General features: G+C 71.4%; 24 protein-coding genes. 11 read left to right on the forward strand and 13 right to left on the reverse strand.

Annotation, left to right across the window (positions count from 1 at the left end; translation table 11 throughout):
- Positions 1 to 56: 56 nt before the first annotated feature.
- The 4 genes from ACIBI4_RS05655 (at position 57) to ACIBI4_RS05670 (ending at position 4,645) form a co-directional block, all read left to right on the forward strand.
- Entirely contained in the window at positions 57 to 716 is a 660-nt protein-coding gene (locus tag ACIBI4_RS05655) for a class I SAM-dependent methyltransferase (RefSeq protein WP_399202319.1), read from the forward strand.
- A 146-nt stretch (positions 717 to 862) separates the two neighbouring features.
- Positions 863 to 2,509, forward strand: coding sequence for a GMC oxidoreductase (locus tag ACIBI4_RS05660; protein WP_399202320.1), 1,647 nt, complete (start codon positions 863 to 865; stop codon positions 2,507 to 2,509).
- Between the two features lie 190 nt (positions 2,510 to 2,699).
- Complete coding sequence (locus ACIBI4_RS05665; RefSeq protein WP_399202321.1) at positions 2,700 to 3,740, forward strand: enoyl-CoA hydratase/isomerase family protein; 1,041 nt, start codon at positions 2,700 to 2,702, stop codon at positions 3,738 to 3,740.
- Positions 3,741 to 3,853: 113 nt separating this feature from the next.
- A complete protein-coding gene (locus ACIBI4_RS05670) occupies positions 3,854 to 4,645 on the forward strand; it encodes an ArsR/SmtB family transcription factor (RefSeq protein ID WP_399202322.1) in 792 nt (263 codons plus the stop codon).
- A gap of 7 nt (positions 4,646 to 4,652) precedes the next feature.
- Here ACIBI4_RS05670 and ACIBI4_RS05675 read toward each other — a convergent pair whose 3' ends face one another.
- The 5 genes from ACIBI4_RS05675 to ACIBI4_RS05695 form a co-directional block, all read right to left on the reverse strand.
- Entirely contained in the window at positions 4,653 to 5,357 is a 705-nt protein-coding gene (locus tag ACIBI4_RS05675; protein WP_399202323.1) for a maleylpyruvate isomerase family mycothiol-dependent enzyme, read from the reverse strand.
- Positions 5,354 to 6,241, reverse strand: a complete 888-nt coding sequence (locus tag ACIBI4_RS05680) for a nucleotidyltransferase domain-containing protein (RefSeq protein ID WP_399202324.1) — start codon at positions 6,239 to 6,241, stop codon at positions 5,354 to 5,356. Before ACIBI4_RS05680 ends, ACIBI4_RS05675 begins: the two co-directional genes overlap by 4 nt.
- A 7-nt stretch (positions 6,242 to 6,248) precedes the next feature.
- Positions 6,249 to 7,097: an alpha/beta fold hydrolase gene (locus ACIBI4_RS05685; RefSeq protein WP_399202325.1), complete on the reverse strand. Its 849-nt coding sequence runs from the start codon at positions 7,095 to 7,097 to the stop codon at positions 6,249 to 6,251.
- A gap of 75 nt (positions 7,098 to 7,172) precedes the next feature.
- Positions 7,173 to 7,934 carry an SGNH/GDSL hydrolase family protein gene (locus ACIBI4_RS05690; protein WP_399202326.1) on the reverse strand — a complete coding sequence of 254 codons (762 nt, stop codon included), beginning with the start codon at positions 7,932 to 7,934 and terminating at the stop codon, positions 7,173 to 7,175.
- Positions 7,931 to 8,491: a PadR family transcriptional regulator gene (locus tag ACIBI4_RS05695; protein WP_399202327.1), complete on the reverse strand. Its 561-nt coding sequence runs from the start codon at positions 8,489 to 8,491 to the stop codon at positions 7,931 to 7,933. Before ACIBI4_RS05695 ends, ACIBI4_RS05690 begins: the two co-directional genes overlap by 4 nt.
- A 95-nt stretch (positions 8,492 to 8,586) precedes the next feature.
- Between ACIBI4_RS05695 and ACIBI4_RS05700 the strand changes: the two genes are divergently transcribed.
- Together ACIBI4_RS05700 and ACIBI4_RS05705 are read left to right on the forward strand one after the other, a co-directional pair.
- Positions 8,587 to 9,000 carry a nuclear transport factor 2 family protein gene (locus ACIBI4_RS05700; RefSeq protein WP_399202328.1) on the forward strand — a complete coding sequence of 138 codons (414 nt, stop codon included), beginning with the start codon at positions 8,587 to 8,589 and terminating at the stop codon, positions 8,998 to 9,000.
- Between the two features lie 57 nt (positions 9,001 to 9,057).
- Positions 9,058 to 10,026, forward strand: a complete 969-nt coding sequence (locus ACIBI4_RS05705) for an endonuclease/exonuclease/phosphatase family protein (protein ID WP_399202329.1) — start codon at positions 9,058 to 9,060, stop codon at positions 10,024 to 10,026.
- Between the two features lie 33 nt (positions 10,027 to 10,059).
- Here ACIBI4_RS05705 and ACIBI4_RS05710 read toward each other — a convergent pair whose 3' ends face one another.
- From ACIBI4_RS05710 to ACIBI4_RS05720, 3 genes are read right to left on the reverse strand one after another with little or no spacing between them, the layout of a single operon-like run.
- Complete coding sequence (locus ACIBI4_RS05710) at positions 10,060 to 10,593, reverse strand: cupin domain-containing protein (protein ID WP_399202651.1); 534 nt, start codon at positions 10,591 to 10,593, stop codon at positions 10,060 to 10,062.
- The gene (locus ACIBI4_RS05715) at positions 10,587 to 11,840 is read right to left on the reverse strand and encodes a cytochrome P450 (RefSeq protein WP_399202330.1); all 1,254 of its coding nucleotides are present in this window, start codon (positions 11,838 to 11,840) and stop codon (positions 10,587 to 10,589) included. The genes ACIBI4_RS05710 and ACIBI4_RS05715 overlap by 7 nt, the downstream gene beginning before the upstream one ends.
- Positions 11,837 to 12,883 (reverse strand): type III polyketide synthase, encoded by a 1,047-nt coding sequence (locus ACIBI4_RS05720; protein ID WP_399202331.1) that lies wholly within the window; start codon positions 12,881 to 12,883, stop codon positions 11,837 to 11,839. Before ACIBI4_RS05720 ends, ACIBI4_RS05715 begins: the two co-directional genes overlap by 4 nt.
- 151 nt (positions 12,884 to 13,034) lie before the next feature.
- On the opposite strand from ACIBI4_RS05720, the gene ACIBI4_RS05725 reads away from it, so the two are divergent.
- Positions 13,035 to 15,317 (forward strand): arylsulfatase, encoded by a 2,283-nt coding sequence (locus tag ACIBI4_RS05725; RefSeq protein ID WP_399202332.1) that lies wholly within the window; start codon positions 13,035 to 13,037, stop codon positions 15,315 to 15,317.
- A 143-nt stretch (positions 15,318 to 15,460) separates the two neighbouring features.
- Positions 15,461 to 17,527, forward strand: coding sequence for an MDR family MFS transporter (locus ACIBI4_RS05730; RefSeq protein WP_399202333.1), 2,067 nt, complete (start codon positions 15,461 to 15,463; stop codon positions 17,525 to 17,527).
- 23 nt (positions 17,528 to 17,550) lie between these two features.
- Here the strand turns inward: ACIBI4_RS05730 and ACIBI4_RS05735 are convergent, their stop codons facing one another.
- The 3 genes from ACIBI4_RS05735 to ACIBI4_RS05745 are packed head-to-tail and all read right to left on the reverse strand — an operon-like array spanning position 17,551 to position 20,189.
- Complete coding sequence (locus ACIBI4_RS05735) at positions 17,551 to 18,438, reverse strand: GNAT family N-acetyltransferase (protein ID WP_399202334.1); 888 nt, start codon at positions 18,436 to 18,438, stop codon at positions 17,551 to 17,553.
- A 48-nt stretch (positions 18,439 to 18,486) separates the two neighbouring features.
- The gene (locus ACIBI4_RS05740; protein WP_399202335.1) at positions 18,487 to 18,963 is read right to left on the reverse strand and encodes a nitroreductase family deazaflavin-dependent oxidoreductase; all 477 of its coding nucleotides are present in this window, start codon (positions 18,961 to 18,963) and stop codon (positions 18,487 to 18,489) included.
- Positions 18,964 to 18,974: 11 nt separating this feature from the next.
- Positions 18,975 to 20,189: a cytochrome P450 gene (locus ACIBI4_RS05745; protein WP_399202336.1), complete on the reverse strand. Its 1,215-nt coding sequence runs from the start codon at positions 20,187 to 20,189 to the stop codon at positions 18,975 to 18,977.
- Positions 20,190 to 20,340: 151 nt separating this feature from the next.
- On the opposite strand from ACIBI4_RS05745, the gene ACIBI4_RS05750 reads away from it, so the two are divergent.
- Both ACIBI4_RS05750 and ACIBI4_RS05755 read left to right on the forward strand, forming a co-directional pair.
- On the forward strand, positions 20,341 to 20,658 hold the full coding sequence (locus ACIBI4_RS05750; RefSeq protein ID WP_399202337.1) for an ArsR/SmtB family transcription factor: 318 nt from the start codon (positions 20,341 to 20,343) through the stop codon (positions 20,656 to 20,658).
- Positions 20,655 to 21,491 carry an SRPBCC family protein gene (locus ACIBI4_RS05755; protein WP_399202338.1) on the forward strand — a complete coding sequence of 279 codons (837 nt, stop codon included), beginning with the start codon at positions 20,655 to 20,657 and terminating at the stop codon, positions 21,489 to 21,491. The genes ACIBI4_RS05750 and ACIBI4_RS05755 overlap by 4 nt, the downstream gene beginning before the upstream one ends.
- Before the next feature lie 31 nt (positions 21,492 to 21,522).
- Here the strand turns inward: ACIBI4_RS05755 and ACIBI4_RS05760 are convergent, their stop codons facing one another.
- Positions 21,523 to 22,356, reverse strand: a complete 834-nt coding sequence (locus ACIBI4_RS05760) for an AraC family transcriptional regulator (RefSeq protein ID WP_399202339.1) — start codon at positions 22,354 to 22,356, stop codon at positions 21,523 to 21,525.
- A gap of 49 nt (positions 22,357 to 22,405) precedes the next feature.
- Here ACIBI4_RS05760 and ACIBI4_RS05765 point away from each other — a divergent pair, with 49 nt between their 5' ends.
- A complete protein-coding gene (locus tag ACIBI4_RS05765) occupies positions 22,406 to 22,861 on the forward strand; it encodes a DUF2000 family protein (RefSeq protein ID WP_399202340.1) in 456 nt (151 codons plus the stop codon).
- Between the two features lie 29 nt (positions 22,862 to 22,890).
- Here ACIBI4_RS05765 and ACIBI4_RS05770 read toward each other — a convergent pair whose 3' ends face one another.
- The gene (locus tag ACIBI4_RS05770; RefSeq protein WP_399202342.1) at positions 22,891 to 23,418 is read right to left on the reverse strand and encodes a CchlQ; all 528 of its coding nucleotides are present in this window, start codon (positions 23,416 to 23,418) and stop codon (positions 22,891 to 22,893) included.
- Positions 23,419 to 23,573 lie beyond the last annotated feature (155 nt).

Here is a 23,573-nt window from a genome sequence, read left to right on the forward strand (position 1 = left end):
CCGGGCGCACGGTGGCCCCACGTACCCACGTACCCACGGACGGAAGGCCCGCAGCGATGACCACCAGCGACACCACCCCGGCCGGCACGGCGGAGCCGAGCGCCCAGGAGTTCTGGGACGGCCGCTACCGGCAGCACCAGAAGCTCTTCAGCGGCCGCCCCAACCTCGAACTCATCGAGGAGAGCGAGGACCTCACGCCCGGCCGCGCGCTCGACCTCGGCTGCGGCGAGGGCGGCGACGCGATCTGGCTGGCCCGGCAGGGCTGGCGGGTGACGGCGAGCGATGTCTCCGCCGTCGCGCTGGAGCGTGCCGCGCGGCACGCGGCCGAGGCGGGCGTCGCCGACCGGATCGACTTCCAGCGGCACGACCTCGCGGTGAGCTTCCCTTCGGGTGCGTACGACCTCGTCTCGGCGCACTTCCTGCAGTCGCTGATCGCGCTGCCCCGCGACGAGATCCTGGGCACCGCGGCCGCCGCGGTCTCGCCCGGCGGCACCTTGCTCGTCGTCGACCACGCGGGCTTCCCGTCCTGGGAGCCGGGCCCGCACCCCGACGTCCACTTCCCTACGCCTCAAGAGGTGCTCGCGGGGCTGAAGTTGAACCTCTGCGAGTGGGAGGTCCGTACCGAGCGGGCCTATGAGCACGAGGTCACGCTGGCGGACGGCCGCGTGATGACGCGCGAGAACAACATCCTGAAGGTGCGGCGCCTGAGCGCCTGACGGGCGGCCGGGGCGTTCCGGGCGTACGGGACAGCGGCGCGCCCCTGCCACAAGATCGGACAGAAGTTACCTCTAGGTATGTCGTGACTTAACGGCTCGGTAACAGTAGAACGTGTCCTCACCCCACAGAAGGTGAGGAAGATCACATGACCTCAACTCCCCAGCAGAACCAGGGTACTGGCGGGATCTCACGTCGAAGACTCATCACTGGAACAGGTTCTATTCTTGGCGCCGCGGCCCTGTCCGCTCAGGTGACCCCGGCGCTCGCCCGGCCCATGGCGGCGGCCGACATCCCCGACGGAGGACGCGTTCCGGTCGTGGTGATCGGTACCGGGTACGGCGGTTCGGTCGCGGCACTGCGCCTGGCTCAGGCGGGGATCGACGTGCACATGGTCGAGATGGGCCAGGACTGGGACACCGCACCCAACGGCCCCGACGGCAAGCGCCACCCCAAGGTCACCGCACCCGACTACCGGTCCTTCTGGATGCGGACCAGGACCAAGGCGCCGCTGAGCAACTTCCTCGGATTCCCGCTCGACAAGGACGTCCCCAAGTTCGCCGGCATCCTCGACGCCGAGGACTTCGCGGGGATCACCGTCTACCAGGGCCGCGGCGTCGGCGGCGGGTCACTGGTGAACGGCGGCATGGCGGTCACGCCGCGCCGCCAGCACTTCGCGTCCGTGCTGCCCACGGTGAACGCGGACGACATGTACTCCACGTACTACCCGAGGGCCAACTCCGGGCTCGGCGTGGGGATGATCAACCCCGACTGGTTCGAGCGGACGTCGTACTACCAGTACTCGCGCGTGGGCCGCAAGCACGCCCAACGCTCGGGCTTCGCCTGGACGTTCGTGCCCGACGTATACGACTGGGCGTACATGGAGGCCGAGGACAACGGGCAGGTCCCGAAGTCGGCGCTCGCCCAGGAGATCCTCTACGGCAACAACTACGGCAAGAAGACGCTCCCGAAGACCTATCTGTCCCAGGCCAAGGCCACCGGGAAGGTCACCGTCTCGGCCCTGCACGAGGTCACCTCGGTGACACCGGCGACCGGCGGGGACTACGCGCTCACCATCCGGCAGATGAACACCAGCGGCGACACCGTGGCCACGAAGACGGTCAAGGCGGGCAAGGTGTTCTTCGCCGCGGGCAGCGTCGGCACCAGCAAGCTGCTCGTGAAGCTGAAAGCGACCGGTGCGCTGCCGCAGCTCAACGCCGAGGTCGGCAAGGGCTGGGGCGACAACGGGAACGTCATGGTCGGCCGCGCCAACCATGTGTGGGATCCGACGGGTGACGTGCAGTCGACGATCCCGTGCTCGGGCATCGACAACTGGGACGGCGGAGGGGCCTTCGCGGAGGTCGCGCCGCTGCCGACGGGGATCGAGACCTTCGCCTCGTTCTATCTGTCGATCACGAAGAACCCGAAGCGGGCGCAGTTCTCGTACAACGCGGCCACACAGAAGGTGGATCTGTCCTGGGAGCGCGCCTGGAAGCAGGACTCCATCAACATGGCGAAGACCATCTTCGACAAGATCAACCGCAAGGAAGGAACGATCTACCGGACCGACTTCTTCGGCTCCAACAAGATCTGGGGCGACCATCTGACCTACCACCCGCTGGGCGGCGCGGTCCTCGACAAGGCCACCGACAACTACGGTCGGCTGCACGGCTACCCGGGCCTGTACGTCATCGACGGCGCGCTGATCCCGGGCAACACGGCGGTCAACCCGTTCGTCACCATCACGGCGCTCGCCGAGCGCAACATCGAGAGGATCATCGCGACCGACCTGTAGGTCACTTGCACTTCTGCTCTGCTGCACCTTTGCACTGCTGTTCAGCTGATCGTTGAGCCACGCCGGTGTCCCGGGCACTTGCCCGGGCCACCGGTTCTTTTGTGATCCCTGCGTGCCGGTGGCCGAACACGTGGCCGTGGAGCCCGACGGTAGTGTCGACAGGGATCTTCCCCGTGTGAAAGGCGCCCTCGTGACCGATGACGTGCTGGTACGGACCGAGGGCCATGCCGCCCATGTCGTTCTGAACCGTCCGCGTGCGCTGAACGCGCTCAACCACCCGATGGTCGGTGCCGTCGACGAGGCCCTCACGGCGGCCGAGCGGGATCCCGCGGTCGCGACCGTCGTCCTGTCGGGCGCCGGGGAGCGTGGGCTGTGCGCCGGGGGTGACATCCGGGCCATCCACGATGACGCGAAGGCCGGCGGGCGGGCCTCGGCGGGGTTCTGGCGGGACGAGTACCGGCTCAACGCGCGGATCGCCCGTTTCCCCAAGCCGTACGTGGCCCTGATGGACGGGATCGTCATGGGCGGCGGGGTCGGGCTCTCGGCGCACGGGGCGCTGCGTGTGGTGACCGAGCGTTCGCGGGTGGCGATGCCGGAGACCACCATCGGCTTCGTGCCGGACGTGGGCGGTACATATCTGCTGTCGCGGGCGCCTGGGCTGCTCGGGACGCATCTCGCGCTGACCGGCACCTCGGCCGGCGCCGCGGACGCGCTGCTGTGCGGCCTCGCCGACCACCACGTACCGTCCGGGCTGCTCCCCGAGCTCAAGGCCGATCTCGCACGGCTGCCCGCGCGGGAGGCGGTGGAGCGCTGGGCGCGGCCCGCTCCGGAGGGCGAGCTCGCCGGCGCGCGGGAGTGGATCGACGCCTGCTACGGCGCCGCCACGGTCGAGGAGATCATCGAGCGGCTGCTCGACTGCGGGGTGGCCGCCGCGAAGGAAGCGGCCGTGACGCTCCAGGCGAAGTCGCCGACCGCCCTGAAGGTCACGCTCGAAGCGGTGCGCCGGGCCGGGGTGTTGGACTCCCTGGAGGAGGTGCTCGTCCAGGAGTACCGCGTCTCGTGCACCGCGCTCGCGCTGCCGGACCTCGTGGAGGGCGTCCGCGCCCAGGTGATCGACAAGGACCGCTCCCCCCGCTGGTCCCCGGCCGCGCTATCGGCTGTCTCGGCGGATGAGGTCGAGCGGTTCTTCGCTCCCGTACCGGATGAGCTGACCTTCCCCGCGCGGGACTGAGCCCCAGGGCGGGCCGTGCTCCGGCATGGCCCGCCTTGACATGCAGCCATCTGGCTGCCTAATGTTTTTAGGCAGCCGGATGGTTGCATATCGCTAGGGGGGCGGAGCAACCGATGGACGAGATCTTCAAGGCACTGGCCGATCCCAGCAGGCGCCGCCTCCTGGACAGCCTCAACGCCCGCAACGGGCAGAGTCTGCGCGAGCTGTGCGCGGGCCTCGACATGGCGCGCCAGTCGGTGAGCAAGCATCTCGCCCTCCTGGAGGCGGCCCATCTGGTCACGGCCGTGAAGCAGGGCAGGGAGAAGCTGCACTACCTCAACGCCGAGCCGATCAACGCCATCGCCGACCGCTGGATCAGCCACTACGACCGAGCGCGGGTCCGGGCGCTCGCCGACCTCAAGACAGCACTGGAGCACTCTCCCATGGACAGCAACGCGTTCGTCTACACGACCTACATCCGTACGACCCCGGAGAAGCTCTGGCAGGGTCTGACCGACCCGGCGTTCACCAGCCGCTACTGGGGCATCTCGTTCCGCACCGACTGGACGGCCGGCTCGCCCATGGTCTGGGAGGGCGAGGGTCTCGCCGGCGCCGATCCGGCGCAGGTCGTCCTGGAGGCCGACCCGTACCGCCGCCTCGCGTACACCTGGCACACCTTCACGCCCGAGTGGGCGAAGGCGGTCGGCGTCGGGGACGACGTCTACGCGAAGCTTGCGGCGGAGCCCCGCTCCAAGGTTGCCTTCGATCTTGAGCAGCAGGGCGCGATCGTCAAGCTGACCGTCGTGCACGACGGGTTCGAGCCGGGCAGCACCCTGCAGGAGATGATCGGCGGCGGCTGGCCGCACCTCGTCTCCGACCTCAAGACGCTCCTCGAGACGGGCGAGACGCTGCCGCGGGAGGCGTGAACTCCCGCTAGACCACAGGCGGTTGAGGCCACGGAGGCGGCAGGGGCAGGGACTGGTCCGTGAGGGCGCCGGAAAGGCCACGGCCCGCGAGCCACGCGAGGAGCTGCGGGCCCGGCGCCTCGGCGACCGGGCCGCTCCCGGCGAGCTCCCAGCGCACGCCGAGGTCGGTGGCCACTGCGGCGGCGAGCGGGAAGTCCCGCGTCCGCAGGGTGGTGAACGTGTCGTCCAGCGCCCAGTGGACATACGGGAGCGGCCACTTGGCGCTCTCGTAGCCGAGATCCAGGTCCGTGTGGTGGGTCTCCAGTTCGCGCAGGCAGCGCAAGAGGGTGTAGCGCGCGGAGTGCCGCCAGCCGCCCGACGAGGTGACCTCGCGCTCCCATGCCCTCTCGTCGAGAGTGCGAGCCAGGGCGAGGAACTGCTCGGCTCCTTCGGCCAGTTCGGCCAGCAGAACGCGCCCCGGTCGGGCAGCCGACTCTTCGACGGCACGGTGGTACGCCGCCGTGGTGGGCCCGTCGTCCCGCGCCGCGCTGCGAAGGAGCCGGATGTACGCACCCAGCGCCTGGGTGATGTGCGCGATCCCGAACGCGCGGGTCCACCCGTCGAGCCGGGCGGGTGCGTTCAACTCCCGCTCGTCGAGGGAGCGTACGGCGGCCGTGAGCCGTGCCGCCGAGTCCTGCGCGAGGGCGATGGCTTCCTGGGTGCTGACGATCATCGAGGTCCGCGATCGGCCGCCAGGTCCTGGGGGTGATCCGTCCGGTCCTGAGGCTCAGCCTTCAGGTCCTGGGCTTCGAGCAGGTGGGCGATCCTCGTCTGCAGGTCACCGGGCACCCGTACACCCCACCGCTTCTCGGCCCGGGCGGCCAGTTCCCTGCTCCAGACCCAGCTCTCGCGTGCCGCCGCGCGCAGGGTCCGCTCCTCCAGGGCCGCTGTCGTGCGGGCGTACCGCGCGATCTCGTCGGCGGGCAGGTCCTGTTCGAGGGCGCGGCTCGGGGTGAGCCAGTGGTCGGTGCTGTCGTGCAGGACGCGGCAGAGCTGGAGCTGCTGGGGCGCGATCATCGCGGTCAGCAGGTTGTGCGCGCGGGCGAGTTCGCCGCGGCGCAGGATGTGGGCGAGCGCCAGCGTCCAGTTGGTGAGCTCGTCGACGCGCTGCTGTGCGGTGGTCGCGGGGTCGGGTGTGTGGCGGTCCGCGAGGACGCGGGCGGCCTCGGTGAGCCGTCCCGTGCGGTCCAGGAGCACGGCCCGCTCGGGCTGCGGGAGATGGACGAGGCCCGCCCAGCCGGTCACTTCGTCGATGCCGGTGCTCGCCGCGCACAGATGGAACTCGCCGCGCATCAGGTCGTCGAAGACGACGGCCAGGATGCCGAACATGTTCGTGTACGCCAGCTCCAGCGGGGCGAGCCCGGCGAGGAACGCCTCGCCGTCGAAGGTGTCGAGGTGCTCGTCCGCGACGTAGAAGTACGCCTCGATGTCCGAGTGCTCGTCGGCCTCGCCCAGGGTCCAGGAACCGTAGAGCAGCACGCCTTCAAGGCGTTCGTCGGCCTGGGCGAGGGCGCGGAGGCGGTCGATGCGCCGGTCGAGCGCGGGGCTTTCGGGCATGGGATCGTCAGACTCCTTGTGCGAGGAAGGCGGTCACGGCGGAGGCGAAGGCGTCCGGGTCGTCAAGCCACGGGTAGTGCCCGGCTCCGGGCTGCTCCACGAAGGACGCGGTGCGGAAGAGGGCCGCGTAGGTCCGCACCACGCCCGCCGGTGCGCCCGGGTCGAAGGCGCCCGCGAGCAGCAGCGCGGGCGCGGGCAGGGTGGCGAGATCGGCGCGTGTGCGGTCCGGGTCGTAGGCGCCGTCGCTCCCGAACACGGCCAGCGCTGCGACGTTGCGCTGTGTGGCCTCGCGGGCGTGATGCGCGCGGGCCGTGTCGTCCCAGCGCCCGTAGCTGAACGGGGCGATGGCCGCCCAGTGCTCGGCGGCCGCCTGCCCCGACGCGATGACCTCGAAGGCCGCGTACGCGGTGGCGAACCAGGGCTCGTCGCGGCGCAGCAGCACCCGCTCCCTGCGGTCGGCGCCGCTCACCGGCAGCCCGACCGCGAACACGCTCGGGGTGACGAGGACGAGGCGGGCCACGCGTTCGGGGTGTCGGGTCGCGTACAGGATGGCGAGGTTCGCACCGGCCGAGTGGCCGAGGAGATCGACGCGGTCCAGGCCCAGATGCGTACGGAGGGCCTCCACGTCGGCGACGAGCCGGTCGCAGCGGTAGGTCGCCGGATCATCGGGAACGGCCGAATCGCCCGTCCCCCGCAGGTCGAGGGTGATGACCTGGCGGTCCCGGGCGAGCCCGCCCAGATCGCCCAGATAGGCGGAGGCCTGCATGCCGCCGGGCAGACAGATCAGCGGACGGCCGCTGCCCTGCACGTGATAGGCGAGTTCGGTGCCGTCGTACGCGGTGAAGGTCGCAGTCATATGCCGCGACCCTCTCAAGGGGTGATCACCGTCGGCAAACGGGTTTCCCGCGCGCCCCCGCTCACCGGTCGCCCGTCACGCCTCCAGGACCGGCAGCAGCTCCGGCCGCTTCGCCACCCGCCCGTCCCCCGACGAGCGGCCCCGCAGCCGGCGCCCGAGCCACGGGCCGAGGAAGCCGGCCACCCAGCGCACTTCCTGGACCCAGCCGCCCTTCGGCCCGGGCGGCAGCGGATGCGTCCAGGCGTCGCCGCTGCCGGGCAGCGCGAGTGCCTCCGCGAGGGAGGCGGCGATCCGTGCATGCCCCAGCGGGCCGGCGTGCAGCCGGTCGGCGCTCCACAGGCGAGGGTCGGTGACGACCTCGTGCCCCGTGGTCTCGGCGAGGGCGACGCCGTGCCGCCGGGCCGCGTCCCGTATGCCCTGGTTGAGCGATTCGACGCGGCCGCGCAGGGGCCGGGCGAGCGGAGTGATCCGGGTGATGTCCGGGAAGGTCACGGTCGCCACGCGGGCGCCCTGGGCGGTGAGCGCCGCGAACATCGCCTCCAGGTGGCCCGTCACCTCGTCGGCGTCGAATCCCGGCCGCAGGAGGTCGTTGACCCCCGCCACGACTGTCGCCACATCCGGCTTCAAGGCCAGCGCCGCATCCAGCTGCTGCGCGCGGATCTGCCCCGCGAGACGGCCCCGTACGGCCAGATTGGCGTACAGGAGCGAGGGGTTGAGGCCCGCGAGCTCTTCGGCGAGACGGTCCGCGAAGCCGCGCAGACCGGTCGTCTCGTCGCCGTCGCCCAGGCCCTCGGTCTGGCTGTCGCCGAGCGCCACGTACCGCGCGTACACCGTCATCGGCTCTCCCTGCGCTCCGTGAGGATCCCGGCGATGCGCTCGCACCACTCCAGATAGCCGCGCTCGAAGACGAGCCCGCCCAGGCAGGTCAGATACGGGCCGACCCGCTCGCCGTCGCGCAGGAACTCCGCCTCCTCGCGCTCCCCGCGCAGTTTCACGAGGAGCGATTCGAAGAGGGCGATCTTGGCCCGGGCGAAGTCCGCGCGCTCGTGGAGCTGGGCGATGACCGCGGCGGTGTCGACCAGATCGCTGGACTGCACCTTGACCGCGAGGTCGTCGCGGAGCATCGACGGCTTGGCGGAGGCGGCGGCGAAGCGCTCCAGTTCGGCCAGGCCCTCGTCCGTGACCTTGAACAGGCGCTTGTTGGGCCGCGACTCCTGCACCACCTCGCGCCCGGCGACCAGACCGTCGGCCTCCAGCTTGGCCAGCTCCGCGTAGAGCTGCTGGGGCAGCGCGTGCCAGAAGTTGGCCACGCCCAGGTCGAAGGACTTCGCCAGCTGGTAGCCGCTCAGCTCCTCGTCGAGCAGTGCCGCGAGCACCGCGTGCCTCAGGGCCATGGGCCGTCCTCCCCGTCCGTTGCCTCTGTTGCCGTCACCGCTTCCCATGATACTCAAGAATCTGACTAATCAGATCCGTGATTATGGAGGAAGCGATGACGCAGTCCGCCCCGTTCCGCGCCGCCGTCGAGGCCGGCGATCTTGCCGCGCTCGAAGGGCTGTTCACGGAGGACATCCGGATGTACAGCCCGGTGAAGTTCCGCCCGTTCGAGGGTCGCGCGATGGTGCTCGGTCTGTTCGGGGTGCTCCTGCGCACGTTCGAGGACTTCCACTACGTCGGCGAGCTGGACGGCACCGTCCGCACCAACACCGACGACACCTCCGCCCCGACCGAGGCCCTCCTCTTCCGCACGGTCGTGGACGGCAAGCAGGTGCACGGCATGGATCTGCTGCACTTCGACGAGGACGGGCGGATCAAGGAGTTCACGGTGATGGTGCGTCCGCAGTCCGCGGCGCAGGCCGTTCAGCAGGCGGTGTACGCGGGGCTGCAGGAGGCGGGCCTCGCCTGAGCCCGGGGGCGGGCCTCTCCTGAGCCCGGGGTGGCGGGCCTCGCATAAGATCGCGCGATGGATTCCAGCGGCATAGCGCGCGTACGGCGGATCGACTGGCGCCCTCTGGTGCGCCGCCCGGACCGCGTCAGCCTGCTGCTCGCCGTGCTGTGCCTGCTGACCGCGCTGGTGCTCGCCGTCCCCGCGGCGGTGCCCAACGCAGGGCCGCGGCTGGGGAGTCTCGTCGAGACGTTCCGGCCGTGGCTCGGGCTCGTCGTCCCGCTCGCGCTGCTGATCGCGCTGCTGCGCCGCTCGCGCGCGGTGGCCGTGGCGGCGCTGGTGCCGGGTCTCGTGTGGGCGGGGCTCTTCGTCGGTCTGCCCGGCGAGGACGCGTACGACCTCAAGGTCGTGCAGCACAACGTGAGCGACACCCATGAGGACCCGGCCCATGTCGCGCGCCGGCTCATGGACAGCGACGCCGATCTGCTCGCCCTGGAAGAGGTGACCGAGGCCGCACGCGAGAAGTACCGCGCCGTGCTGGCGGACACCTACCCGCACCACGCGTACACCGGAACCGTCGACCTCTGGTCCCGGCACCCGCTGCGCGACGAGCGGCGCGTGGACATCCGGCCGCCGTCGATCCCCGAGGGCTGGGAGCGGGGGCTGCGGGCGACCGTGCGGCTGCCGCAGGGCGAGACGGCCGTGTACGTGGCGCATCTGCCGTCGGTACGGTTCCGTGCGACCGGGTTCGGGACCGACGCGCGGGACGCGAGCGCGAAGCTGCTCGCGGCCGCGCTCGCCGAGGAACCCCTGGAGCGGGTGGTGCTGCTCGGCGACCTCAACAGCACGACCGACGACCGCGGTCTCGATCCGGTGCTCGGCCAACTGGACGCGCCGGACGAGCCGTTCGCGTTCAGCTGGCCCGCGTCCCTGCCCGTCGCGCGGATCGACCAGGTCCTGGCCCGGGGCGCCGAGGTGACCGGCGTACGGACCCTGGCCGACACCGGGAGCGACCATCTGCCGGTCGAAGCGCACCTGAAGTTCTGACCGGCGCGGGGCACCGCTGCCCCCACGCCGGCCTCACCCGTGCCGCATCGGCGTCAGCTGCTCGATGTCGTAGCGCGCCCGCAGCGCGGCGATCTCCGTCTCGTCCACCGGGCCGCCCGAGCGCAGGAGTTCGAGGAGTTCCTCGAAGTAGCGCTCGTGGTCGGGCGGCGGCGAGGCCTGGAAGAACATCTTCGCCGGGGTGTCCGTGCGGTTGGCGAACGCGTGCGGGCAGCCCGGCGGTACGACGATGACAGTGCCCGCCGTGGCGCGTACCGTGCCGGTGCCGCTGAGCGAACGCCACTCGCTCCAGTCGTCCTTCGTACGGATCCTCGGTTCGAAGGCGAGGACGTCGAGTTCGCCTTCTAGGACGTAGAAGAGCTCCTCGCTGCGGGTGTGCACATGGGCGCCGACGTCGAAGCCCGGCGGTACCACCACCTCGAAGCTGGAGGCCACGCTGGAGTGCTCGCCGGTGACCTTGAAGGTGACCTCGTGCGCGGGCACCTGCAGCGTGCGCCCCTGCCCTGCGGGCACGAGAAGGCCCTCGCGGGGCACCGCCGCGGTCACCAGGTCACCGGCAATCCCTCGGGTCCGCGGATCAACGCACCGGGCCGCCAGCGCAGTTCGTCCTCCGGGACCGCGAGCGCGAGGTGCGGGAGACGGTCGAGCAGGGTGGAGATGATCAGCTCCGACTCCAGCCGCGCGAGCATCCCGCCGACGCAGTAGTGCGGGCCGTGGCCGAAGGCCACATGGGGGTTGGGCGAGCGCGTGAAGTCGAGGGTGTCGGGGTCGGGGAAGACCTCCGGGTCGCGGTTCGCCGCGAGATACGAGACGTACACGGCGTCGCCGGCCGCGATGTCGACGCCCCGGATCGTGACGTCCTCCATGGCGATCCGGGACAGGCCCACCGAGTTGCGGTGCGGGATGTAGCGCAGGAGTTCGTCGATCGCGGAGGGCCGCAGCGCCGGGTCGGTGCGCAGCCGGTCCGCCAACTCGGGCCTGGTCAGCAGGAGATAGACCATGTTGCCGGTGTTGTTGGTGACGGCCTCGCCGCCGATCTGGATGAGCAGCGCCAGGCCGACCGCCTCGGAGGTGCTGACCTCGCCGCGGGCGACGGCGGCGGCGAGCAGCCCGAGCACGCTGTCGCCGTCGGGCGGTCCGAGCACGCTGTCGCCTTCGGCCGGTCCGAGCGCGCTCCCGACGTCCGGCCGCTCGCGCAGCCGCTCCGCGAAGTAGCCGCACATCGCGCCCTTGGCCTCCTCGCTGCGCTCGGCGCCTTCGGCGGAGGACAGGATCCGCACGGTCCACTCGTGCATCCGCGGCCGGTCGGCCTCGGGCACCCCCATCACCTCGCAGACGACGGCGAGCGGGAACGGGGCGAGGACCCGCTCGGTCAGGTCGGCCGGCGAACCGTCGGCGAGCATGGCGTCGATCAGCTCGTCGAGCATGGCCTGGGCGCGGCCGCGCAGCCGCTCCACTCCCCTGCTGGTGAACGCGGGCGCGACGGCGCGGCGCAATGTCGTGTGGTGCGGCGGGTCCTGGACGCCGACGGCGTCCTTGCTGGGGATGAAGTGCGGGGCGAGCCGGGTCACGTCGCGTTCCATGACGGCGGCGCGGCTGAAGCGGGCGTCGTTGGTGACGAGCTTGACGTCGTCGAGCCGGGTCAGCAGCCAGGCCCAGCCCTCGCCGTGCGGCAGCCGGATCCGGGTGACCGGGCCTTCCTGCATCAGCTCGGCGAGCACCGGGTCGAAGTCGGTGCCCCTGAGCTCGGGCGCCGGCCAGTCCCGTACCGGCGGGGTCGTGGTGACCGTCGTCATCGTGACCACCGGCCGAGGGACATCTCGGCGGTGATCCCGGGTCCGAACCCGGCGAGCAGCCCGGTGGCGGCCTCGTGGGCGCCGCCTTCCTCGAAGAGCCGGCGCAGTGCGTCGAGGACGACGGCGCTGGCGATGTTGCCGTACTCCGTGAGCGTGGCGCGGCTGAAGCGGAAGGCCTCCGGTGCGACGCCGAGGAACTTGCTCAGGTCGTCGAGGATGCGCGGTCCGCCCGCGTGGATGATGTAGAAGTCCAACTGCGCCGCGTCCCAGCCGTGTTGGCCCGCCATCTCCTTGAGCGCGGGGGCCAGCGGTTCCATCGTGCCCGGGACCCGCTTGTCGAGCTGGAAGTGGAAACCGGTGGAGCGGACCTCGTACGCGATCCAGGTCTCGGTGTCCGGGACGAGGTAGGAGGCGTTGCGCTCCAGGGTGATGCCGGTGCCGCCGGTGCCGCGCACGACGGCGGCCGCGATGCCGTCGCCGAAAAGCCCGTTGGAGAGCAGATTGCCGACGCCGAGGTCGGTGGGCTGGTAGCAGAGCGAGCAGAACTCGCAGGACACGATGAGCGCGTTGGCGTCCGGGTAGGCCGTGCAGAAGTCGTGGGCACGGTTGACGGCGGCGCCGCCCGCGGCGCAGCCGAGCTGCGCGATGGGGATCTGGCGGGTGTCGCTGCGGAAGTCCATCCGGTTGATCAGCCAGGCCGTCAGGGACGGCATCATGAAGCCGGTGCAGGAGACGTAGATGATCACGTCGATGTCCTGGGTGCGGAGTTCGGCGTCCGCGAGCGCCCGGCGTATCACCTCGGGCACGCGCCGCTTGGCCTCGGCCTCGTAGACGGCGTTGCGGTGCTCGAACCCGGGGTGGCGCAGCGTCTCCTCGATCGGCTGGACGATGTGGCGCTCCTTGACCCCGGTGTTCTCTATCAGGCGCAGGGCGAGTTCCAGCTGGGCGTGGTCGGAGTGGAGCTCACGGGCCAGGTCGAGCGTCTGCTCCATGGTGATCACGTGTTCGGGAACAGAGACCGCAGGTCTGCAGATCGTCGCCATGAGGGGCCCTTCTGTGGTCGCCGGGGTACGCGAATGCGTGCACTCACCATCTCCCCGCGCCCCGGGTGGGCCCCCAGTTGAACTGGGCCGAACCGGTGACGAGGCCGTCGGACCCCGGCCCGTGCCACCGGGCCTTGTCATGAGCCTTGCCATGAGCCTTGTGATGTCCGGCCCCGCACCCCACACTGCCGCCGTGCACCGGCCCGAGAGCTCCCCGCGCCCCGCCCCCGGCTCCCCCGACGTCGTGGTGATCGTCCTCGACGACCTCGGCTTTGCCCAACTCGGCTGCTACGGCTCCGACATGGAGACCCCGCACATGGACCGGCTGGCCGCCGGCGGGCTGCGGTTCAACCGCTTCCATGTGACCGCGATGTGCTCGCCGACCCGGGCGAGCCTGCTGACCGGCCGCAACCACCACGCGGTCGGCATGGGCTTCCTCGTCGACCTGCCGATCTCGTACCCGGGCTACACGGCCCGGCTGCCGAAGTCCGCGGCGCCGCTGCCGCGCGTCCTGCGCGACGCCGGGTACTCGACACTCGCCGTCGGCAAGTGGCACCTCACCCCGCGCTGGGAACGGACGGCGTCCGGCCCCTTCGACCGCTGGCCGCTCGGCTACGGCTTCGAGCGGTACTACGGCTTCCTGCAGGGCGACACCAACCACTGGGCGCCCCACCTGGTGCGCGACAACCACTACACCGAGCCGCCCGCCGGGCCCGGCGACGGCTACCACCTCAGCGAGGACCTCGCCGACAGTGCGGTCCGGATGATCCAGGACCAGCACCAGGCCACCCCGGACAAGCCGTTCTTCCTGTACTTCCCGCTCGGCGCGATGCACGCCCCGCACCATGTCGCCCCCGAGTGGACCGCGCGCTACCGCGGCCGCTTCGACCAGGGCTGGGAGCGCTGGCGCGAGGAGACCTTCGCGCGGCAGACGGCGGCCGGGGTGGTACCCGAGGGGACGACGCTCTCCGAGCGGCCGCCATGGATTCCCGACTGGCGTGAACTCCCGGACGACCAGCGGCGGTTGTTCTCCCGGATGCAGGAGGTGTACGCGGGCTTCCTCAGCCACACCGACGCGCAGATCGGCCGGGTCCTGGACTATCTGGAGCGGATCGGGCGCCTGGACAACACCCTGGTGCTGGTTCTGTCCGACAACGGTGCCAGCGCCGAGGGCGGACAGCTCGGCACCCCCAACGAGCACCGGTTCACGGCCCGCTCCGGCGACACCGTCGAGGCCAATCTCGCGGCGTACGAGGACTGGGGCGGCCCGTCCACGTATCCGCACTACGCGTGGGGCTGGGCCTGGGCCGGGAACACTCCGCTGCGGCTGTGGAAGCGCTACACCTGGCTGGGCGGCACGCGGGCGCCCCTGATCGCGCACTGGCCGCGGCGGATCCGCGAACAGGGCGCGCTGCGCGGGCAGTTCGCGCACGCGGTGGACCTGATGCCGACGATCCTGGAGGCGTGCGGCGTCGAGCGGCCCGAGCAGGTCGACGGAGTGGCGCAGGAGCCGTTCGACGGGCGGAGCCTGCTGGGTGTCCTGGAGGATCCCTCGGCGCCCGCGCCCCGTGGGACGCAGTACTTCGAGATGCTGGGCTCCCGCTCGATCGTGCACGACGGCTGGAAGGCCACCACCGACCATGTGTCGCACGGCGTGGCCGACGAGGAGCGGCTGCTGCCCGGCAGCCGTGACTTCGCGGCCGACCGCTGGTCCCTGTTCCGTTTCGCGGAGGACTTCGCGGAGGCGCACGATCTCGCCGACGAACACCCCGATGTCGTCCGGAAGCTCGCGGCGCGCTGGGACGAGGAGGCGGCGGCGAACCAGGTGCTGCCGCTGGACGACCGGATGCAGGAACGGCTCGGGGCGATGATCGGGCCCGCGTGGCCGATCCCGGACCGCGGGGTGTATCTGCCGGGCGGCTCGCCCGTCCACGACGAGGCGCTGCCGCTGCTCTTCGGCGGTTTCACGCTGACCGTCGACGCCGAGGTGCCCAAGGAGGGCGCGTCCGGGGTGCTGTGCGCGCTCGGGGACCTCACCGGCGGCTTCGCGCTCTACGCCGCCGAGGGACGGCTCGTCTTCGCCTGCTCGCGCGCCGGCGACCTGGACCGGGTGACCGCGCCCGGTCCGCTGGCGGCGGGCCGGTGCTCGCTCGGCGTCCGCTTCGACGCCGACGCGCTGACGTACACGCTGCTCGTGGACGAGAAGGAGGTGGCGAGCTGCGCCTTGGGCGGCCCGTTCCCGTTCACCTTCCAGCACGGGGGTACGGGCCTGTGCGTGGGCCGGGACCGCGGACTGCCGGTCGACGACGGCTACGGGCCGCCGGCGCCCTGGACGGGAACCGTGCACCAGGTGGTGATCGAGACGCCGCACGGGCAGGCGAAGGCGCGGCGGGCACTGAAGGAGGAGATCGAGGCGGCGATCCACGCGGACTGAGAGTGGTCCACAGGACCGGGTCCGCAGCGGCCCGCAGGATCCGGCTCCGCAGCGGCCCGCAGGGCTTGCCCCGTATCCAACCGCCGTCGCCTGTTCGGCCTACCGCGCATGCACCTGCCTGGCGCGGCCACGACAGTGACAGAGTGACCGCAGCCACCGAGAACCCGCCCGCGCCGGCCGCCGCACCGCCGGTCCTCGACACCCGCACCCGCAACATCGTCTTCGTCACGATCATGCTGGGCGTGCTGCTCGCCGCGCTCGACCAGACGATCGTCGGCACCGCGCTGCCCACGATCGTCTCGGATCTCGGCGGCGGTGCGCACATGTCGTGGGTGGTCACCGCGTATCTGCTCGCGGAGACCGTGTCGACCGTCCTGGTCGGCAAGTTCGGCGACCTCTTCGGCCGGAAGATCGTCTTCCAGGTGTCGGCGATCGTCTTCATCCTCGGCTCGTTCCTGTGCGGCCTCGCCGGGAACATGCTGATGCTGGTCCTCTTCCGCGGGATCCAGGGCATCGGCGCGGGCGGTCTGATGGTGACCGCGATGGCGCTGATCGCCGATGTGATCCCGCTGCGCGAGCGCGGCAAGTACCAGGGTGCGATCGGCGCGGTCTTCGGTGTCTCGACGGTCATCGGGCCGCTGCTCGGCGGTCTGTTCACGGACCATCTGTCCTGGCGCTGGGCGTTCTACGTCAACGTGCCGATCGCGATCGCGGTGGTGATCGCGGCGGCGCGCACCATCCCGAGCGTCCGCTCGGCTGCGAAACCGGTCATCGACTATCTCGGCATCGCGCTGGTCGCGGCCGGTGCGAGCGCGCTGATCCTGGCGACGAGCTGGGGCGGCAACGAGTACGCCTGGGGTTCCGGCGTCATCATCGGCCTGTTCGTGGGCGGCGCCCTCGCGCTCGCCCTGTTCGCCGTCGTGGAGACGCGGGCGGCCCAGCCGATGCTGCCGATGCGCCTGTTCGCCAACCCGGTGTTCACGGTCTGCTCGGTCCTCAGCTTCATCGTGGGCTTCGCGATGCTCGGCGCGATGACCTTCCTGCCGATCTATCTGCAGTACGTGGACGGCGACTCGGCCACCGTCTCGGGCGTGCGGACCCTGCCGCTGGTCCTCGGTCTGCTGCTCGCGTCGGTCTACAGCGGCAACGTGGTCAGCAAGACGGGCCGCTACCGGGTGTTCCCCATCATCGGCTCGGCGGTGATGACGCTCGGCCTGTTCCTGATGTCGCTGATGTCGGCGAGCACGAGCGCCTGGCTGGAGTCGCTGTACATGTTCGTGCTCGGTGTCGGGATCGGGCTGTGCATGCAGGTCCTGACGATCGCGGTGCAGAACACCGTGGAGTACGCGGACCTCGGTACGGCCACCTCGGGCGTGACCTTCTTCCGTACGCTCGGCAGCGCCTTCGGGACCGCCGTGTTCGGCACGATCTACGCCAACACCCTGGAGCCGAACCTGCGGGACGGCATCGCGGCCGCGGCGCGCGCCGGGGCGGATCCGGCGCAGGCGGCCGAGGCCGCGAACAGTCCGCAAGGGCTGCACGCGCTGCCCGCGGAACAGGCGGCGCCGATCATCGAGTCGTATGCGGAGACGCTGCAGTCGGTGTTCCTGTGGACCGTACCGGTCGCCCTGCTCAGCTTCGTGATCGCGCTGTTCCTCAAGGAGGTCCGGCTGCGCGACACGGCACGCTCGGCCTCCGCCGACATGGGCGAGGGCTTCTCGGCACCGGCCGCCAACGCGGATTCGCAGCGGCTGCTCGAACTGGCCGTCGGCAAGGTGTTCAAGACGAAGGGGCTCGCCGACGCCCGCCGGGTCGTGGAATCCTCGGACACCCGGCTCGACATGGCGGGCGCCTGGGCGGTGACACAGGTGGCGCTGATGACCCGCATGGTCGGCCATGCCAGCCTCGGACTGATCGGCCGTGCGAAGGGCGTACCGCCCGAAGTGGTGCTCCCGGTCTACGACCGTATGGTCGAGGAGGGCTATGTGACCCGCGACGGCAGCCTGCTCTCGCTCACGCCGGCGGGCGAACGCGAGGCGGGGACGATCGAGAAGGCCTGGGCGGACTGGCTGGCCGACCAGGTCGAGACGGACAGCGGCCGCCCTGCGGGTCCCGAGCTGCGGACGGCCGTGGACACCATCTCCAAGCAACTGCTCGCGGAGGAGCTGCAGCACGGCCTCGCGGAGCGCACACCGGCGAGCGTCTCCTAGGGGTCGGACGTCTCTCGAAGCACTCAGGAGTCGAGGCGTTTCTCGAACCAGTGGTGTGCGTAGTGCTCGTCGTTGAAGGCCGGTACCTCCTCGTAGCCCGCCGACCGGTAGAGCGCCATGGCCTCGCGCAGCTCGCCGTTGGTCTCCAGGCGCACGCTGCGTGCCCCTGAGCGCGCCGCGTACCCTTCGAGTTCCGCGAGCAGCCTGCGCCCGAGACCGAGGCCGCGCGCCTCCTTCGCCACCCACATGCGCTTGATGTACGGGGGTTCGTCGCCTTCGAGGTGGACGCCGCCGCAGCCGACGGGTTCGCCGCGCAGCCGGGCCACCACGAACACCCCGTGCGGCGGTCCGAGCGCTCCGGCGTCGGGCACGGCGCTGAGCGCGGCGTCGAAGCCCTCCTCGAAGCGTTCGGCGAGTTCCTCGAAGTACGCGGTGAGGCAGGCCACCGCGTCCGGATGGCCGGGGTCGAGCTCCTCCACGCTCACGGTGCCGGCGGTGAGCAGCCGGTCCACCTCCGCCATGGCCTCCGTGAGCCGGGTGCGCTGCCGCTCGTTGAGCGAGGCGAGGATCAACTCGGCCAGCTCGTCGCTGCGTCGGTCGAGGACCGCCCGCTCCTTGCGGCCCTCGGCGGTCAGCCGCACGGTCCGTACGCGCCGGTCGTGCTCCTGCGGTTGCACGGTGACCAGGCCGTCCCGCTCCAGCGAGCGGAGCAGACGGCTCACGTACCCCGAGTCGAGCCCGAGACGGTCCCGCAGCCGCCGTACGTCCCGGCCCTCCTCCCCCACCTCCCACAGGAGCCGCGCCTCGCCGACGGGCCGCGCGGTGCCGAGGAAGTGGTCGTGCAGCACTCCGATGCGCTCACCGACGGTGCGGTTGAAGCGGCGGACCTGGGCGATCGACTCTGCATCCATTCTCTGACTCTAGTCAGAGAACGGGGTCGGTGGGTGCCTTCGGGAGAATCAGCGCGGGCGCATCCGTACAAAGGGCAGCTCGCGCCCGGCGGCGCGGTAGTCCGCGAGCGTGCCGTCGACCGCGAAGCCCATGAACTTCACCAGCTTGCGTGCGGCGCGCGGATGCCGGGCCGCGTAGTCGGCCATGAACGCGCCTCCCTCGTCGGCGCCGAGCGGCTCGGCGGTGACCGGGATCCGGCGCGCACCGACCTGGATGGTGACGGCAGGGTGCGCGAGCAGATTGCGGTACCACTGGGCCTTCGGGCCGAAGCCCGAGCACACGATGTACGAGCCGGTGGCCCGCTCATGCTCGACGACCTCGATCACCACCTGCCGCTCCTGCCCCGACGCACGGCCGATGTGCCGCAGCAGCAGCAGACGACTGGGCACCAGGACACCGAGCCCCATCCGGTAGAGCTGGATCGGGGCACGGAAGAGCGCGCGGCGCAGACCGGTGGGCGGGGCGGGGCGGCGGGTGACCTCCATGACGGCCGACGCTACTCCTGCCACGTGACGGGGAGTTGGTGCGGTCCGCGGATGAGCGCGTTGCGGCGCCAGCTCACCTCCTGCGGCGGTACGGCCAGGCGCAGGCCGGGGAGGCGGTCGAGGAGCGTGTTCATCAGGAGGTCGATCTGCAGGCGGGCGAGCAGGCCGCCGGTGCAGTAGTGGGTGCCGAAGCCGAAGGAGACATGCGGGTTGGCGGCCCGGTCGAAGTCGATCTCCTCGGGGGCGGGGAAGACGTCGGGGTCGCGGTTGGCGGCGAGATAGGAGACGTAGACCGGTTCGCCCGCGCGGATGCGGTGGCCGTGCAGATCGAGGTCCTCGGTGGCGATCCGGGCGAGGCCGACGGCGCTGCGGTGCGGGATGTAGCGCAGGAGTTCGTCCAGGGCGCGCGGGCGCAGCGACGGATCGGCGGTGAGCCGGTCGAGCAGCGCGGGCCGGGTCATCAGGAGGTACAGCATCTGACCGGTGTTGTTGGTGACGGCCTCGCCGCCGATCTGCAGCGGCCCGGCCACGCCGGCGGCCTCCTCGGCGGTGAGCTCGCCCCGCGCCACGGCCGCTCCGAGCAGCGACAGGATGTCCTCGCCCCCGGAGTCCTGCCGCTCGCGGATGGCCTCGGCGAGCCAGGCGTACAGCTGCTCCTTCACCTGGCCGGTGGTGCGCGGGTCGGCGGCGGGGAAGACGATCCGGTCGGTCCACTCGGTGAGCTCGGCCCGGTCGCCGGGAGGCACCCCCATCGCCTCGCAGACGACCGCGACCGGGAACGGGCCGAGGACCCGTTCCACGAGGTCGGCGGGCGGTCCGGTGTCGAGCAGCGCGTCGACCAGGCCGTCGAGCATGGGCTGCGCCTTGCGGCGGACGCGCTCCACGCCTGCCGCCGTGAACGCGGGGGCGACGACGCGGCGCAGCCGGTGGTGGTCGGCGCCGTCGGCGAAGGCGAGTGAGCCGGGCTTGGGCTTGAAGTGCGGGGCGAGCCGGGTGATCTGACGCTCGGTCACCGGCCCGCGCACGAACCGCGCGTCGTTGGTGATCATCCGTACGTCCTCATAGCGGGTCACGAGCCAGGCCCAGCCCTCGCCGTGCGGGAGGCGGATGCGGTGCAACGGCCCGGCGTCCATCAGTTCGCCGAGGACCGGGTCGAAGTCCATCCCGGCCAGGTCCTGCGCGGGCCAGTCGCGGACCGGGGGTGCGGTGGGAACGTCGTCGATCATGCGAGGGCTCCGTCTCGGTGCGGCCGTGTCCTTTCACGCTGCCGTGCCCGGGCGGTCGGCTTCGCGCTGAGTTACGCCGGATGGACCGCCCGCCGCCCCACACCCCCTCCATGCCGTTGCAGTTATATAACCACCAAGGTATGTTCGAGATATGCCCATACCGTTCGACGTGCTCGCCGAGCCGCAGCGCCGCCGCATCCTCGATCTGCTCCTGGAGCGGCCGCGCCTGGTCGGCGAACTGACCGTGGAGCTCGGCCTGAGCCAGCCCGGCACCTCCAAGCATCTGCGGGTGCTGCGCGAGGCCGGTCTGGTGCGGGTGCGGCAGGACGCGCAGCGCCGCTGGTACGAGCTGCGGCCCGAGCCGCTCGCCGAGCTCGACGCCTGGCTCGCCCACTACCGCCACCTGTGGTCGGTGAGCCTCGACCGCCTCGAACGCCATCTGGACCAGTCGGAGGACGATCCGTCATGAACCCCGAAGCCGACACCCTCACCACCGGCGACGGCCGCACCGCCCTCGTGATGCGCCGCCGGTTCGCCCATCCCCCGGCCGCCGTCTGGGCGGCGGTCACCGAACCGGCGCAGCTCGCCCAGTGGTTCCCGTCCGAGGTGACCGTGGAGCTGAAGCCCGGAGGCGCGATGGGCTTCCACTTCCCCGGCGACGACGGGCCCGGCATGACGGGGCGTGTCACCGACGCCGAGGAGCCGCGGGTCTTCGCCTTCGAGTGGGGCGAGGACCATCTGCGCTGGGAGATCACCCCGGAGGGCGAGGGCTCCCTGCTCACCCTCACGCACACCTTCGGCGACCGCTTCGGCGGGGCCAGTTTCGCCTCCGGCTGGCATCTGTGCCTCACCGCGCTCGGCCAGATCCTGGACTCCGAGCCGGTCGACGTGGACGCGGACAAGGGCGACCTGCACGAGGCGTATCTGGAGCAGTTCGATCTGGGCGGGGGCGAGATCCAGGGCACCACGGTCCGCTTCGAGCGCCAGCTGCTGCGCCCGGCCGAGGCCGTGTGGGCCGAGCTGGCCGCGGGCCGACCGGTGGCCGAAGGGTCCGCCGTCCCGTCGGGCTTCACGGCTCCCAGGTTCGAGCAGGGCAGCGTGACTCAGGCGCGGGAGCCCGAGCTGCTCGCCTACCGGGCGTCCACGGGTGAGCTGGTGCGCTGGGAATTCGGTGCGGGTACGGGGCACGGGGCGCGGCTGGTGCTCACCGTGGACGGCATGGATCCGCGGCAGGCGCGCGAGGCGTGGCACGAGCGGATCGAGCACCTGGCGGCCCGGCTCCTCGAACTCGCCTCCGCGTGAGGGCGGTTCAGGCGCGCGAGTCGAGGGCGGCTCAGGCGCGCGAGCGCGCGTAGCGGCCCGGGGTGGTGCCGACCACGCGCTTGAAGTGCCGGGTGAGATGCGGCTGGTCGTAGAACCCGGCCGTCACTGCGGTCTCGCCCGGCGCATGGCCGGACAGGAGCAGCCGGCGGGCGTGGTCGATGCGGCGGGACATCAGGTACTGGTGCGGTGCGATGCCGAACGCGGCGCTGAAGGCGCGGATGAGATGCGTCGGATGCGCACCCAGGAGCCGCGCCGCCTCCTCCAGGGCGATCCCCTCGACCTGTCGCGCGTCGAGGAGTTCCCGCAGGCGGTGGGCGAGGGTGCGGTCGGTGGGGCGTGCGGCGGTGAGCAGCCGAGGGCTGAGATGGCCGCGCAGCCGCTCGCCGATCAGCGCGAGGCGGCTCGCGGCCTCCAGGGTGTCGCCCGGGCTCGCGAGCGCTGTGTGGAGTTGGCCGATGCGGTGGCGCAGCACGGGATCGCGCAGGTCCGGGCTGTCGACCGCTGCGCCGATCAGCGACCGGTCCAGCAGGGACTCGTCGAAGTAGAGGACCCGTTTGCGGAAGCCCCCCGGGGTGGCGGCGGATCCGTTGTGCGGGACGTGCGGGGGCAGCAGCGAGACCGTGTCACTCGGGATGCCGTGCTCATGGCGGTCGAGGTCGTAGCGGACCGCGCCCTCGTCGACGATCAGGAGCGCCCACGCGTCATGCACATGCATCGGGTACGCGTGCTCCGTGAACCGCGCGTGGAAGACCTCCACGACACCCTCGACCTGGGGCCGCCACGCGGTGATGTGCTGACCGGGCGCGGGCCGCAGGCCCTCGGGTGCGGTCGGCGTGGTCCCCATGCAAGGAACGTACAAGACCGCGGCCGCGCCCGTTCGGCAGTCTCAGGGCATGGACAAGCAGACGGAAACCCCTGGAAACCCCACGGCCGCCCCCGTACGGTTCGACACGAAGATCGCGGTGGTGCTGCGCGAGGACCTGGAGACCTGGCAGCGCTTGAACGTGACGGCGTTCCTGGTCAGCGGCCTCGGCAGCGAGGTGGCCGAGGTGATCGGAGAGCCGTACGCGGACGCCGACGGGACCGGGTATCTGCCGATGTTCCGGCAGCCCGTGATGGTCTTCGAGGGGAGCAAGGAGACCATGACCGCCGCGCACGGCAAGGCACTGGCACGTGGCCTGAAGGTGGCCGTGTTCACCTCGGACCTGTTCGCCACCGGCAACGACCGCGACAACCACGCGGCGGTCCGCGCCGTCCCCGGCGATCAGCTCGATCTCGTGGGCATCGCGGTGTACGGGCCACGCAACGCGGTGGACAAGGCCCTCAAGGGTGCGTGCAAGCACCCCTGAGGGCGTGCCCAGCGTCTCCCCGGCGCCCGCTACGCGCCAGGCGCGCAGAGCTCGCAGCGGTCGCGCGCGTCCCAGCGCTTCCAGCCGAACTCGCCGGGCTCCAGTGCCTTGCCGTCCAACTCACCGCGGACTGCGACCCGGTAGGCCCAGACGGACCCTATGTAGCGGTGGTAGGCGTCGTGATACGGAACGGAGTCCGGGTGGGCGCCGGAACCCACCACCCTTTGCAGTGCGCTCAGTTGCTCGAACATCTTCTGTCCGGCGCCCGCCACGGCGGCGCTCGCGTCGATGTAGAGCCGCTCGCGCGCCTCGTAGATCCCGCAGTCGGCCAGCGCCGCGCGCGCCTTGGCCGCCACGTCGTCGTCCGCCGGGTCCAGCGCGCGCAGCGCGGCGTGGCAGACCCCGGCGGCCGCGATGAACTCCAGGTAGATCGCCCGGCGCCGCTCCCCCACTCCCTGGTCCCGCTCATGCCGGCGGCGCTGATGATCGGCGAGTACGGTGCCGGCCACGGCCAGCGTGCCGCCGCTGACGGCGGCGATGAGCGTGCCCCAGTCCACGTGCCCCCCAGTAGCGCCGTCCGGCGGTCGAAGATCGACAGGCCGAATCTACCGCCCGCCGCAGGGCTGGGGGCGGGGAAAGGTCGGCTCCGCAGCCGGACCGGGGCGCAGGGGCACGCCGTGTGTGCTGCACGCCGTGCCCCGTCCGCCCGATA

Origin of the sequence: Streptomyces sp. NPDC050418 (assembly GCF_044458745.1) — a bacterium.
Lineage (GTDB): Bacteria > Actinomycetota > Actinomycetes > Streptomycetales > Streptomycetaceae > Streptomyces.

Bases quoted from the DNA above. Each gene is read 5' to 3' on its own strand.
- ACIBI4_RS05655 (WP_399202319.1), top strand. From the start codon at position 57: ATGACCACCAGCGACACCACCCCGGCCGGCACGGCGGAGCCGAGCGCC.
- ACIBI4_RS05660 (WP_399202320.1), top strand. From the start codon at position 863: ATGACCTCAACTCCCCAGCAGAACCAGGGTACTGGCGGGATCTCACGT.
- ACIBI4_RS05670 (WP_399202322.1), top strand. From the start codon at position 3,854: ATGGACGAGATCTTCAAGGCACTGGCCGATCCCAGCAGGCGCCGCCTC.
- ACIBI4_RS05675 (WP_399202323.1), bottom strand. From the start codon at position 5,357: ATGATCGTCAGCACCCAGGAAGCCATCGCCCTCGCGCAGGACTCGGCG.
- ACIBI4_RS05680 (WP_399202324.1), bottom strand. From the start codon at position 6,241: ATGCCCGAAAGCCCCGCGCTCGACCGGCGCATCGACCGCCTCCGCGCC.
- ACIBI4_RS05685 (WP_399202325.1), bottom strand. From the start codon at position 7,097: ATGACTGCGACCTTCACCGCGTACGACGGCACCGAACTCGCCTATCAC.
- ACIBI4_RS05690 (WP_399202326.1), bottom strand. From the start codon at position 7,934: ATGACGGTGTACGCGCGGTACGTGGCGCTCGGCGACAGCCAGACCGAG.
- ACIBI4_RS05695 (WP_399202327.1), bottom strand. From the start codon at position 8,491: ATGGCCCTGAGGCACGCGGTGCTCGCGGCACTGCTCGACGAGGAGCTG.
- ACIBI4_RS05700 (WP_399202328.1), top strand. From the start codon at position 8,587: ATGACGCAGTCCGCCCCGTTCCGCGCCGCCGTCGAGGCCGGCGATCTT.
- ACIBI4_RS05705 (WP_399202329.1), top strand. From the start codon at position 9,058: ATGGATTCCAGCGGCATAGCGCGCGTACGGCGGATCGACTGGCGCCCT.
- ACIBI4_RS05715 (WP_399202330.1), bottom strand. From the start codon at position 11,840: ATGACGACGGTCACCACGACCCCGCCGGTACGGGACTGGCCGGCGCCC.
- ACIBI4_RS05720 (WP_399202331.1), bottom strand. From the start codon at position 12,883: ATGGCGACGATCTGCAGACCTGCGGTCTCTGTTCCCGAACACGTGATC.
- ACIBI4_RS05725 (WP_399202332.1), top strand. From the start codon at position 13,035: ATGAGCCTTGTGATGTCCGGCCCCGCACCCCACACTGCCGCCGTGCAC.
- ACIBI4_RS05735 (WP_399202334.1), bottom strand. From the start codon at position 18,438: ATGGATGCAGAGTCGATCGCCCAGGTCCGCCGCTTCAACCGCACCGTC.
- ACIBI4_RS05740 (WP_399202335.1), bottom strand. From the start codon at position 18,963: ATGGAGGTCACCCGCCGCCCCGCCCCGCCCACCGGTCTGCGCCGCGCG.
- ACIBI4_RS05745 (WP_399202336.1), bottom strand. From the start codon at position 20,189: ATGATCGACGACGTTCCCACCGCACCCCCGGTCCGCGACTGGCCCGCG.
- ACIBI4_RS05750 (WP_399202337.1), top strand. From the start codon at position 20,341: ATGCCCATACCGTTCGACGTGCTCGCCGAGCCGCAGCGCCGCCGCATC.
- ACIBI4_RS05755 (WP_399202338.1), top strand. From the start codon at position 20,655: ATGAACCCCGAAGCCGACACCCTCACCACCGGCGACGGCCGCACCGCC.
- ACIBI4_RS05760 (WP_399202339.1), bottom strand. From the start codon at position 22,356: ATGGGGACCACGCCGACCGCACCCGAGGGCCTGCGGCCCGCGCCCGGT.
- ACIBI4_RS05765 (WP_399202340.1), top strand. From the start codon at position 22,406: ATGGACAAGCAGACGGAAACCCCTGGAAACCCCACGGCCGCCCCCGTA.